The sequence below is a fragment of the Mucilaginibacter sp. SG564 genome, from assembly GCF_013149275.1.
In the GTDB taxonomy this organism is placed as follows: Bacteria; Bacteroidota; Bacteroidia; order Sphingobacteriales; family Sphingobacteriaceae; genus Mucilaginibacter.
In genome coordinates this window covers 278,102-290,051 of sequence record NZ_JABGNA010000008.1, presented here as the reverse complement: position 1 = coordinate 290,051, position 11,950 = coordinate 278,102, and the positions used below count along the sequence as shown (strand labels likewise).

The following is an 11,950-nucleotide window of genomic DNA, read 5'->3' as shown; positions in this document are numbered from 1 at the left end:
AATAAAAAAAATCAGACTAACAATTGCTTAATATTAAAATAACATTCATTTAATGACATTAGATTAGCAATAACATAGCCGAAAAAACTGTTATGCTGAGCTCTATGATAAAAGCAAAAAGCTTCTGATTAAGCATTCATCTTTAATTCCCTCCCCACGGGAGGGGGGTGTAAGGATTGTGTAGTAACAGGGAGGGGTTTATGCCGCATACAAGGCGAACAAACCCCTTCCTCCCCTTCCCGAGGGAAGGAATCGCACAAGGCCCTGGCTCTTTTGATGGCTGTGATGCTCAGCTCCGTCGAAGCATGGCGGGTTGGGCCGCTGCGCGTGCCCCTTCGACAAGCTCAGGGTGACAGGCCATTTAGAGAGACGCATGTGATACGTCTCTACGTTTATTTTTTATAGAGACACATCACATGTGTCTCTTTTACTTGTTATTTATCCAGATCCTGTTCAGCCATAATTCAGCCTGTTCTTTTGAATCGGCTTTTAAAGTGATCTTGTAAAAACCTTCTTTGGGGAAATTGAACGTGCCTACCCTATCGTTCACAAACTCATCGGTATAACTGTCATGCGGTTCTACCACCACTTTTCCTGTTGGTTTTAATGATGCCGACAGGTTTTGATCACCGGCGGTAATTTTTACCGGCGTGGCTGTTTTTGAATTGTTATGGTAGGATATATCGGCGTTATAAGCTCCGGCAGCGGGTACATAAACCTGCCAGGTCAGCAAGCCATCATTGTTAATGATCAGGTGCGAGGGGCGTACGCCATCAAACGCTTTTTTTTTGTAGGCTGATGTTTTTTCTGATAGATTATCACCGGTCAGCGCTAATCCTCCGAATGTTGATTCGGCTACCGTCTTTTCATCCAACGCAAGTGGTTGCGCATATTGCAGCGCGATCACCGATACAAAATGATCCCCGGCAGCATCCGGCAATTGGATATGGGTATACGGGCCCGATTGCGTAAAGTTTAGGGCAACCTTACCGGCATCGGTTATCAGCTCGGCTTTTTCGGGTTTCGACAGGATGCCGGTTAATCGTAATACTTTGTCCAGCGGCCAGTTGTACACCTGCAGGTAAACCATCTGTTTGCCATCCAGTTTCTTTGTGGTTATCCGTCCCCAGTCGTGCTGATCTGGGCGTAACTGAAGCCCGGTGCAGCCATAAATCGATTCACCGTTTTTGGATAGCCAGGCGCCCATATCATCCAACCGGGTTTTGTCTTCGTAAGGCACATCGCCATTTGCCCGCGGACCGATGTTTAAGGTAAATCCACCGTTAAGGCTTACGTTACCTATTAACGATTGCAGTAACTGACTGGTAGATTTATATTCATTCTCCAGCGCGTTATATCCCCATGAGTTGGCAATGGTGCCCGATGTTTCCCACGGATGATCGGTGTAAGCGGCGCCCAGCTGGTTATCGCCCATGGTTTCGAAACTAATACCCGGGTAACTTGCCGGAAAACCCAACCTTGAATTGATGAGACAGGCCGGTTGCAGCTCGTGTATCAGTTTAATAACCTGGTCAAGCTGTTCTTTTTTTACAATGGTGGTTTTATAATCAACCCACATATCAAACCAGATCATGGCAATGTCGCCATAGTTGGTAAGCAGTTCGCGCAGTTGAGGCAAAACCTTGCCCTGCCAGTATTTATTGTATTGTTCGTCGGTAACGCGGCCGGTTATTTCCTGGTTATGATCCCAGCCGTCAGGGTGTTCCCAATCCAACCAGTGCGAATAATAAAAGCCCAGCTTCATGCCGTGTTTTTTGCAGGCGGCGGCCAGTTCTTTCAATACGTCGCGGTTGGTACCACTCAATTTACTTAAATTGTTGTCGCTTACTTTGGAGTTCCATATCGCTATACCATCATGGTGTTTGGCGGTGATGAGGATATATTTCATTCCTGCTTTTTTGGCCTGTAATACCCACTGTTCGGGGTTTATCTTATCCCAATCAAAGCGTTTGGCCAGTTGCACATATTCCTCTTCGGATATGCGGTTACGGTAGCGGATCCACTCTGCATAGTTATTTCCGTTTCTGAGGCGCTCGCCTTTCCATATCCCTTCGGCCGCGCTGTACAATCCCCAGTGAATAAACATCCCGAAACGGGCATCGGTAAACCATTTAACTTTTTCGCTATCATTTGATACTTGTTGAGCGTTAACAGTACAAATGGAAAAGAATAATAATAAAGAAAGTAAAGTACGTTTCATCATTTTACTGAGGGGATATTTTGTTTAACAATCAGGCACGTTTATAATGGTTTATAAAAGTACAGATCGTTCACACCTTAAAATTTCAGGTATTTATCATTTGATTGAGCGAAATTGGCACAATTCAATTATTCAGGACACCTTATCTGAACTTTCCCGGTTTCCGGAATGCGGAATTATGCTTTGTATGTGGTTTGTTTACAAACCTTAAATATACGTTTGCACATCCGGGCTTATTTTATCCAGGTAAATATCCGGCTGGATGATCACAAAATGGATCAAACCGTACTCATCCTTTACCCGGTTGCGGATTCGTGAAATGGCTTCATTGATCTGTGCGGTATCCAGATCGGGTTTAAAAGCGATGATGAGCATCAGCAATATTTCGCTTGGCGACTGATAAGTTGACAGGATATGCATCAACTTTAATACATCGTCATCATGCTCCACAATTTCGGTGATGCGGGCCTTGGTTTGTTGGCTTATCCCCTCGCCCATCAGCAAACTGCGGCTTTCCCGTGCCAGTATAACAGATACGCCAACCAATAACAAACCCACCAGTAAGGAGGCTACACCATCCAAATAATCGAGGTGATAGCGGTGCCCGATGAATAAACAGATCATCACGATAAACAAGCCGATAACCGCGGCCCCATCTTCAAAAAGCACCAGGAAAGTTGATGGATCCTTACTATTGGTGATAGCCTGCCACCAGGTTTGATCGCCCCGCAATTTATTAAACTCCTTTGCCGATATCACAAACGATGTACCCTCAAACAAAACCGATGAGCAAAGTACAATATAACTCCACATAGGGTTACCCGGCACATCGGGAGTGATGATGTGGTTGATACCCTGGTAAATGGAAACACCGCCACCCAGGCCAAAAATGAGTATAGATACGATGAACGAATAAAAATACAATTCCTTGCCATAACCAAAGGGATGCCTAGTATCGGGTTTCTTTTTGCTCCGGTACAAACCCAGTAAAAGCAGCAGTTGGTTTGCTGTATCAACAAGCGAGTGTACGCCTTCAGAAAGCATGGCGGCGCTGTTACTTATGGCACCCGCCGCAAATTTGGTAACCGCAATAAGCAAATTGGCCGCAAGCGCACTGTAAATTGATTTTTTTGATGATGCCATACCCTAGCTAAATACTCATACAAGGGTATTTGTTTGGATTTATAAAAAGCGAGGATTCGTTTTTGAAAAGCAATCTTACATCATATTTATTTGGTGATAAAAATCTAATTATCAATACAATGCATAAATAATTTTCAATTAATTAAAACCATTCCCGGTTGCGCATGTTATCATATTAGTTAATTTTTAAATCATTTAAAGAAAAAACTATGAAAAATTCAAGGATAACAGCAGCAGCCGTAGCGCTTACCTTCGCGGCTTCTGTGGTGTTTGCCGGTAATCACAAGGCTGATAACCTGCAAAAAGTTAAGGGATCAAATATAAAGGCAATCACGATGGTTACAGATACCATTCCGGATAAAAAGAAGAAGAAAAAAGAACCGAAAACGCCAACTCCGGCGCCTACACCTGCACCAACCCCTACGCCTACTCCAACGGATCCAACCAATCCGAGTCCTACACCTATGCCAACACCAAGCCCGTCAACACCAAGTCCAACACCAACACCCAATCCTAATCCAACGCCTTCGCCTACGCCAAGTCCGTCAACACCAAGTCCAACGCCAAATAACCCAAGCCCATCAACGCCAACGCGTCCGGGTCAGTAATTTGGTTTTGATCGTTATAAAACAAAAAGCCCGCTGTGAAAAATTCACAGCGGGCTTTTTAAATATGTAAGGCGCCTATCGACTAATTGACACCCCCGGATATATTTTCTGATTTAACTTAAATATGAGATGAAAAACCACCTTAGTTGGTTACAAAAGTATAAGGCAAGTTGGTAAATGATCCTGATAGTATTTGTTGAATATTGATTGATATAATATTACCACTACCATCATAATTAACCTGTTTAGATGTAAATGAATAAGTACCTGTTATCACTTTTTTAACCGAATCAATGGCGGTTGTAGTAACAGATCCCGATCCCGGCTCCACGGTACCTATCTGGGTAAAAGGGCCATTAACTACAGTCTGAGTATAATAAGCAAGTTGAACTTTGTTGTTAACAGAATCAACTTTAAAGGTCGCGAATGGAAAACCAGCGGTATTTGTGCTGTTGGGTACAGCTACGCTGATGCTTACTTTTTTCTGTAAAGCAATACCAACAACAGAAAAAGTCTTGGTTTTAGTGGCAGCATTATAAGTTATAGCAGCGCTTACCGTATCCGGATTCCACGCAACACTGTTAATACTAGCAGACAGTATTTTATCGGAAGTTGTAGAAGCAGAAGTAGTTACGTCCTTTTTACAGCTTTGAATACATATAGCTGATAAAAGTAACAGCATTATAAGTTGAGTTTTCTTCATATATAAATTTTATGCAAATAACGCTTTTTAAGAAGTAATAATTACAACCGAAGTTGCTTTTTTCACATATTTTAACATTCGGCGCCGGGTGGGCAATATAATTGAAGTTTGTAAATCATCAAACAATTGATTTTAATTAAGCATATTAGGACCTAAATTTTTTAAGTATGATCAACGTTAATGAATATTTTGAAGGCGCGGTTAAATCACTGGCTTATACAACCGAACATGGCAGGAGTACTATTGGTGTTATTGAAAAAGGCGAATACGAGTTTGGCACATCAAGCCATGAAACCATGACCGTTATAGAAGGCCAGTTAGAAGCTTTATTACCCGGTGAAACTGCCTGGCAAACCTTTACCGCCGGACAAAAGTTTGAGGTAAACGCAAATACCGTATTCAAGGTTAAAACTGAAGTACAAAGTTCATACCTGTGCACCTACCGGTAAACATATAATGTTTTAGCCCTGGGCGCCTGGTAAAATAAAAAGAGGATTATTTGTAATTATGCAGGTTGTGTTTTATCTAATCGTAAAACATAGCAACCTATTAAATGGTTCACCTAAACATCATTACCAAAAATTAAAAAACAATGGATACTTCACTTATTACTACCAGTACCTCTTTAGAGGGTTATCGCGTCACCAAACATTTAGGTGTTGTTCGTGGCATTACCGTACGCAGCCGTAGCGCTTTAGGCAATATTGCAGGTGGCTTTCAATCGCTTTTTGGCGGCAGGCTTTCCATTTATGTAGAGCTTTGCGAAAATGCCCGCGAAGAAGCTTTCCAGCTTCTGGTACAACACGCACAAGCCTTAGGCGCCAACGGCATTATCAATATGCGTTATGATGCCAATGAAGTAATGCAGGGCATTACCGAAGTACTGGCCTACGGCACTGCCGTTGTGGTTGAAAAAGTGTAAAACTATGATATGTTTTGTTCAGAAAAGGGGCGGCAATTAATGCCGCTCTTTTTTTATATCCCACAATGAAGCCCTGAGATACAAAAAAACCGGCTATAGGCCGGTTTACATAAACAATATCAAAAAATACCCGTTTTTAATTAAAATACGAAAGCGGGATGGTTTTCCACATACCATTGGCCAGGTGGCCAATTAGTAATTCATAAATCAGGTAAACCGGCCAAAACAAATAGTGTATCAACAGCAATATCAGCGAATGATTATAATACCAGCTGATCATCAGCGTGTACAAGCCTAATACAAGGTATAGTATACTGGTTTCTCTTTTCTTCATTATTATTTTTAAGCTAATGTAATTATTCGGCTTAATTAGTACAATTTTTCATGTTGTAAATTACGCTGTAATCGGCTTTTGTATTGGTTTGCTGTCTGCCGGTTTTGGCATCATAACTATAGGGCTTCTGGGCAAGGGCATTGCCTCTTAACTGAAATTCAACACTCATGGTATCTTTTGAACCCTCCTGGCTAAATGTCCATAGCGCTTTAATAGCGTTGCCGTTAAGCTTACCGCTGATAGTTCCCTTACGCGCGTCTTTTTCCTTCGGGACCCAGTTCATTTTCCCGGTTACCTGATCACCATTGATCAGTATATTAACTGTGGTGGTATCCTGGGCGGCGGTACCATCGGTATGATAAAAGCAATACTGCATATTTACAACCGGCGCGTCGGCCGCGTTGGCTAATGCCGTATCTTTTTTACCAGCGGTACCAAGGGTATCTGTGTTATTACTGTGGTTGCCTGAACATGAGGCAGCCATCATACCTGCCACAAGCAGGCAAAGTTTTATTTTTATGGCCATTTATAAATATCGATATAAGTTATGACAAATTAATTATCAAAAGGTTCAAGAAAGTGTCATGATATTTACAAACTGATTTATAGGCGGTTAGCAAAACCAGTCGATAAATGGGGCCGGTATGTATTCAACAAATATGCGTGCAGACATAATTGCCGTACAATTGCCGTAAGAAAATGAAGATACCGGAGCAGTTTTGGCGCAAATGCCGTATAAATGCCGTAAGCATGTCGCAAGGAAATTTAAACCGGTAAAATACCTTTGCTCCATATCAAACAATTAAAAAATGAAAGAAACCGACCTATCCAAAAAGATTAAAGAATTACGTATCCGTTTGGGCTTAAGCCAGGACCAGTTAGCTACCGCATCACAACTCAATTTAAGAACAGTACAAAGGGTTGAAAACGGCGAGACCGAACCAAGGGGCGATACGCTGAAACGCTTGGCCAATGCTTTAAATGTTACCCCGAATGACCTTATAGAATGGACCGAAAAGGAAGACCGGGGCTTTTTAACTTTTTTAAATTTATCTGCATTAGCTTTTTTCGCGTTCCCTTTGTTGGGTGTTATTGTACCACTTGCCTTGTATATGCTCAAGAAAGATAAAATAAAGCATATTGATTATACAGGCAAAAAAATACTCAACTTTCAAATATCCTGGTGCTTACTGATATTTGCGGGTTATATCCTGTTCATAGTTATGTTTGTGTTTCACATTACACCTATCCACATGACTTTGGGTATCGGATCATTAGAATCGGCAATGATCGTCCCCTCCATTTTTTATTTATCAAATGCTTGTTTTGTGGTGGTTAACGCTTTCAGGAGTTATCAGGGTAAGCCAGTAGTTTACAAACCGGCTATTCCATTTTTAAGGTAATGCGCTTGCTGCGAAGGCTATAAAATGTGCGGGAAACAGGTACTTTACAATGCTTATGCAGTGTAAACTATAAGTGTTACACTACATACATTGTAAGTTGAAATTTATACTTTCTTTTCGGGCGGGGTCGATACGATCTCGCCAAATTCATTAACGTAAGCCATCATGCTTTCCAGGTCGCTACCGCCGCTATTTTGCTGGCGCTCTTGTTTACGCAGTTCTTTTTCTTCTTTCTTTTTTTGCCTGTTTTTTTCGAGCTGTTTTTTCATGAAGGTTGCTTGCGATTTAGCCATATTGATTAAAAAATTTAGTTAAACAATGCGCTACTCCCGGTTAAAACCTGTAAAACCCTATCAATTAAACAAAAGTTCTGTACCGAACTGAATATGCATGAAGAGGAGGATCATCAATTTAATTTCCGGGCAGCAACGGTATCAGCGGGGATAAAAATGAACCCTGGTCAACAAGGATTGATTAGCGGGTGGCTATATGGGAAATAGCAATAAATTTTCCGTTTATGATACAAATGTACGATTTTTTAGGGAAAATCACGAATGTGTTCATCCTGAAAGTTTGAAGGCGCCCCTATCTGCTATTTGAGTTAAAAGCAACTCGCTGCGGACAACAGTACTCCAAACCCAAAATCACATCTTTTTTTTATATTGCTGCCTCAAATCCCAATTACCTATTATGAAACGCAGAAACTTTGTGCAAAACTCTGTACTGGCAGGTGCATCACTATTAACAACCGGACTTTTAAAAACAGATCCCGCGGCAGCGGAGACCTCCGCCCCCGATAACGGTAAACCTTTTCATTTAAACTATGGCATTCATGATGGTATGTTTAAAAACCATGCCGGCGACGATTTTATTGATCAGATCAAATTTGCATATGACCAGGGCTTTCGTAGTATTGAAGATAACGGGATGGCCCGCCGGCCGGTTGATCAGCAGAAAAAAATTGGCGATACGCTGGCTAAACTGGGCATGGCCATGGGTGTTTTTGTACAACCCGGTTTAGGTAACGATACCAACCTGCTGGCATCGGGCAAAGCCGAATACCTGGATAAGTTTATTGCCAGCTGTAAAGAAGCCGTTGAGGTGGCCAAACGCATCAATGGTAAGCTGGTTACCGTTGTTCCGGGCGATTTTGTGCGTAACCTGCCCATCGGTATACAAACGGGCAATGTAATTGAAGCACTAAAAAAAGGCACCGCCATTATTGAACCTCATGGCCTGGTAATGGTACTGGAACCCCTGAGTGATAATCCCGACTTGTTTTTACGTACGCCCGATCAGGCTTATGCCATCTGTAAGGCGATAGGCAGCCCCTCTTGTAAAATTCTGTACGATATGTATCACGTACAGCGTAACCAGGGTAATATCATCCCCACCCTTGATTGGGTTTATGACGAAATTGGTTATTACCAGATTGGCGATAATCCCGGTCGTAAAGAACCCGGAACGGGCGAGGTTAATTACAAAAACATATTCAAACATATTTATGATAAAGGCTATAAGGGCGTGCTGGGTATGGAACATGGCACGGCAGGTGCTGGTAAAGAAGGCGAGCTAGCCCTGATCAAAGCCTATCGCGAAGCCGATAGTTTTATATAACCGGGCTAACTATAAAAGATGAAAGTAACTATTCCGGTGAATAGTTATGATTTGTTTAAATGGAATTTTCAAGAAAGGGCGTGTGCGATTCCCCTCTTGAGAGGGGTGGAGGGGTGTGTTTTACTGAGCTGATGAATAAACACACCCCTGCCACCGCGCAAATCCAGCACACCCCCTCTCAAGAGGGGAGCCAACACACTTAAAACAGCATTCAATGAATAACAATGTATATATGAATAGTTACAGATGAAATATAAACTTACATTTCTGTTATTGCTAACTGTCAACTGCCTGCTCGCCCAGGACACCGTATTCGCCCGTAAAATGGTGGATACTTTAACTTCGCCCTGCTTTTGGGGCCGCGGTTATACCAAAGATGGGGTACACAAGGCAGCCGCTTTTTTAGCAGGCCAGTTTAAAACTTATGGTTTAAAACCTATGGACGACAAAAACTACCTGCAGGAGTTTAGCTACCCGGTGAATACATTTCCGGGGAAAATGAAGGTGGCGATCAATAATGTAGAGCTCAGGCCAGGTGTAGATTATATTGTAAGTCCGGATAGTAAAGGGGTAACCGGCGCGGGTAAGCTGGAGCAGGTTGATAGTACACACTTTGTTGATAAGGAAAATCGTGTGGTGCTGTCGCTCGAAGATAAACTCACCTGGTCTGTTGAAGGCAAGGTACTTGATTATACACTGATACAGATGGATAAAAAGTCGGTGAAACAAACACCGGCTTCTATTCAGATCGATATCGAGAACCAATTAATCCCCGATTATAAAACGGCAAACATCTGCGGCATTGTCAAAGGCACCTCCAAACCCGACTCGGTATTGGTTATCACCGCGCATTATGATCATTTAGGGGGCATGGGTGGTAATACTTACTTTCCGGGGGCTAATGATAATGCCAGCGGGGTTACACAATTGTTAAGCCTGGCCAAATACTATGGCGCCCATCCGCAGCGCTATAGCATGGCTTTTATCTGCTTTTCGGGCGAAGAGGCCGGGCTGCTGGGCTCTAAATATTTTACCGATAATCCTTTAATTCCATTGAAAAATATCCGCTTCCTGATCAATTTGGATCTTGACGGTACCGGTATCGAAGGCTTAACTATAGTAAACGCTACCGTTTACCCCAAAGAGTTTGCTGCTTTGAAACAAATTAACAGCCAGGGTAATTACCTGGTAAAAGTAAACCCACGCGGAAAAGCCGCCAACAGCGATCATTATTATTTTACAGAGAAAGGAGTCCCTGCTTTTTTTATATATACCCTGGGTGGCATCAAGGCTTATCATGATGTTTTTGACATCAGCAAAACTTTACCACTTACGGAGTATGCCGATCTGTTTAAGCTCATCCTGAAGTTCAACAGCAGCCTGATGCCTAAACAACGTTCTGCACTATCAGCTAATTAACATGTTCGTGATTCCCGCCCGGTGTCTCCCCCCCTTTATCATGCAAAATTTCGGCTTTTGTGTTATCTTGAGTCTTGATTCTTAACTCCTTCTTCTCTATTATGCTCGAACTTAACTTCACCCCGTTTCCTGTTCTCAGTACCGAACGTTTGATACTGCGCCGGTTTACTTTTGACGACGCGCCCAGGCTTTTTGAGCTGCGAAAAGATCCGGTTATTATGCAATATATATCCCGCCCGCTCACAAAAACCATTGATGATGCCATTAACCTGATAAAAGTTATTAACGAATTACTAAGCGGCAATAATGGTATTACCTGGTGCATTACACTTAAAGGTGATCATGAGTGCATCGGCAGCATAGGTTTTTGGCGTATTGAGAAAGAGAATTACCGGGCCGAGATAGGATATCTCCTAAATCCGGCCTACCAGGGTATGGGTATCATGCAGGAAGCCATAGAAACCATTATTAATTACGGTTTTGGGCCCATGAGGCTGCACTCCATACAAGCTAATGTAAGTCCGGGCAACCTTGCTTCGATAAAATTGCTTCAAAAAAACAGCTTTGTAAAGGAAGGACACTTCAAAGAAAACCACTTTTTTAACGGTGTATTTGAAGACACTATAGTTTACACGTTATTAACAAAAAATTAAATATGTTAACAAAATATTTACTTCAGGTATTTTGATTTAAAAATTTTTAATGCATGTTTACAGCACAATTACCAATTATAACTAAAGCCGAAACAATTCGGTTTAAATGGGGTTAACAATTATTAAAAACAAAAGAACTTATCATGGCAACAGAAAAAGGAAGCGGCATTACCGCGTATTCAGTAAAAACCAAAACTAAAAATGTACCAATGATCGATCCTGTTATCGACGTAAAATCAGGAAGGTACATAGCCACTGGAAAAGATAGCGCTGGTAATAAAATGGCAGCTATCATGGGCAAAGCAACTGCCGAAGAGCATATCAAAAACGGTAACGCCAAAAAAGGCACTGGCTGGTAAATAGCACAATAAAAGCCCTGGTATCAATAATATCAGGGCTTTTATTATAAATCTATCTCTCCCCTCCTGTTTTCTTCAATTTCGCCCCGCTTCAAAGGGCATTATCTAATAAACTTTAAGCTAAAATTTTACTTACTAAACGATAGTCAATTATTTGACTTTTAGCCTACTTCGGGGGGTTTTACGCAAAAAAAATGGGTGAAAACACCTATTTCCCTTCATTCTCATTTGTTTTAATTTTGTAGAACCTGTTAATTAAAAACGAATGAGCCGATGTCTGTACGTATTCTTTGTATAAAAACCGATGCTAAACTGCACAAAAACCCTTATGTAGCTATTGATTCATTAGAATGGGTAAACGAACGTATTAATGTAAAGGGAGTTACCGAAAGGGCAAAACTTTATGACTGGATAAAGGATGCCGATGGGGATGCCTATATTATTGATGAATATGGCAATAAAACTTCACTGATCCCTGCTCTTTGTCCGGATGGTAATAAATACGTTAAAACTGTATCTGACGAGTCAATGCCGGATTATTTATTAGCCTTGCCTCAAAGCGCATAAG

The 11,950-nt window shown here is 41.7% G+C and carries 15 protein-coding genes; 9 read left to right on the top strand and 6 right to left on the bottom strand.

The annotated features are described in order from the left end of the window. Positions 1–427: 427 nt before the first annotated feature. The gene (locus FHW89_RS19860; protein WP_253952277.1) at positions 428–2,224 is read right to left on the bottom strand and encodes an alpha-L-fucosidase; all 1,797 of its coding nucleotides are present in this window, start codon (positions 2,222–2,224) and stop codon (positions 428–430) included. A 204-nt stretch (positions 2,225–2,428) separates the two neighbouring features. Then, positions 2,429–3,364: a cation diffusion facilitator family transporter gene (locus FHW89_RS19855; RefSeq protein ID WP_172336785.1), complete on the bottom strand. Its 936-nt coding sequence runs from the start codon at positions 3,362–3,364 to the stop codon at positions 2,429–2,431. Between the two features lie 209 nt (positions 3,365–3,573). On the opposite strand from FHW89_RS19855, the gene FHW89_RS28680 reads away from it, so the two are divergent. Then, entirely contained in the window at positions 3,574–3,972 is a 399-nt protein-coding gene (locus FHW89_RS28680) for a hypothetical protein (protein WP_216650633.1), read from the top strand. Positions 3,973–4,114: 142 nt separating this feature from the next. On the opposite strand, the gene FHW89_RS19845 is transcribed toward FHW89_RS28680, so the two are convergent. Further along, complete coding sequence (locus tag FHW89_RS19845; protein WP_172336784.1) at positions 4,115–4,675, bottom strand: hypothetical protein; 561 nt, start codon at positions 4,673–4,675, stop codon at positions 4,115–4,117. 167 nt (positions 4,676–4,842) lie between these two features. Between FHW89_RS19845 and FHW89_RS19840 the strand changes: the two genes are divergently transcribed. After that, complete coding sequence (locus FHW89_RS19840; RefSeq protein ID WP_172336783.1) at positions 4,843–5,124, top strand: pyrimidine/purine nucleoside phosphorylase; 282 nt, start codon at positions 4,843–4,845, stop codon at positions 5,122–5,124. Between the two features lie 143 nt (positions 5,125–5,267). After that, the gene (locus FHW89_RS19835) at positions 5,268–5,597 is read left to right on the top strand and encodes a YbjQ family protein (RefSeq protein WP_172336782.1); all 330 of its coding nucleotides are present in this window, start codon (positions 5,268–5,270) and stop codon (positions 5,595–5,597) included. A gap of 136 nt (positions 5,598–5,733) precedes the next feature. Here FHW89_RS19835 and FHW89_RS19830 read toward each other — a convergent pair whose 3' ends face one another. Next, entirely contained in the window at positions 5,734–5,931 is a 198-nt protein-coding gene (locus FHW89_RS19830) for a hypothetical protein (protein WP_172336781.1), read from the bottom strand. Between the two features lie 31 nt (positions 5,932–5,962). After that, the gene (locus tag FHW89_RS19825) at positions 5,963–6,457 is read right to left on the bottom strand and encodes a hypothetical protein (protein ID WP_172336780.1); all 495 of its coding nucleotides are present in this window, start codon (positions 6,455–6,457) and stop codon (positions 5,963–5,965) included. A gap of 283 nt (positions 6,458–6,740) precedes the next feature. Here FHW89_RS19825 and FHW89_RS19820 point away from each other — a divergent pair, with 283 nt between their 5' ends. Continuing rightward, on the top strand, positions 6,741–7,334 hold the full coding sequence (locus FHW89_RS19820) for a helix-turn-helix domain-containing protein (protein ID WP_172336779.1): 594 nt from the start codon (positions 6,741–6,743) through the stop codon (positions 7,332–7,334). A gap of 104 nt (positions 7,335–7,438) precedes the next feature. Here the strand turns inward: FHW89_RS19820 and FHW89_RS19815 are convergent, their stop codons facing one another. After that, positions 7,439–7,627 carry a hypothetical protein gene (locus FHW89_RS19815; protein WP_076372763.1) on the bottom strand — a complete coding sequence of 63 codons (189 nt, stop codon included), beginning with the start codon at positions 7,625–7,627 and terminating at the stop codon, positions 7,439–7,441. 397 nt (positions 7,628–8,024) lie between these two features. Between FHW89_RS19815 and FHW89_RS19810 the strand changes: the two genes are divergently transcribed. The 5 genes from FHW89_RS19810 (at position 8,025) to FHW89_RS19790 (ending at position 11,949) form a co-directional block, all read left to right on the top strand. After that, a complete protein-coding gene (locus tag FHW89_RS19810) occupies positions 8,025–8,951 on the top strand; it encodes a hydroxypyruvate isomerase family protein (protein WP_172336778.1) in 927 nt (308 codons plus the stop codon). A 246-nt stretch (positions 8,952–9,197) separates the two neighbouring features. After that, positions 9,198–10,370 carry a M28 family metallopeptidase gene (locus FHW89_RS19805; protein WP_172336777.1) on the top strand — a complete coding sequence of 391 codons (1,173 nt, stop codon included), beginning with the start codon at positions 9,198–9,200 and terminating at the stop codon, positions 10,368–10,370. A 101-nt stretch (positions 10,371–10,471) separates the two neighbouring features. Next, positions 10,472–11,023 carry a GNAT family N-acetyltransferase gene (locus FHW89_RS19800; RefSeq protein WP_172336776.1) on the top strand — a complete coding sequence of 184 codons (552 nt, stop codon included), beginning with the start codon at positions 10,472–10,474 and terminating at the stop codon, positions 11,021–11,023. 143 nt (positions 11,024–11,166) lie between these two features. Beyond that, entirely contained in the window at positions 11,167–11,382 is a 216-nt protein-coding gene (locus FHW89_RS19795) for a hypothetical protein (protein WP_166088316.1), read from the top strand. A gap of 273 nt (positions 11,383–11,655) precedes the next feature. Continuing rightward, a complete protein-coding gene (locus FHW89_RS19790) occupies positions 11,656–11,949 on the top strand; it encodes a hypothetical protein (RefSeq protein WP_172336775.1) in 294 nt (97 codons plus the stop codon). The last annotated feature ends 1 nt before the right edge of the window (position 11,950 follow it).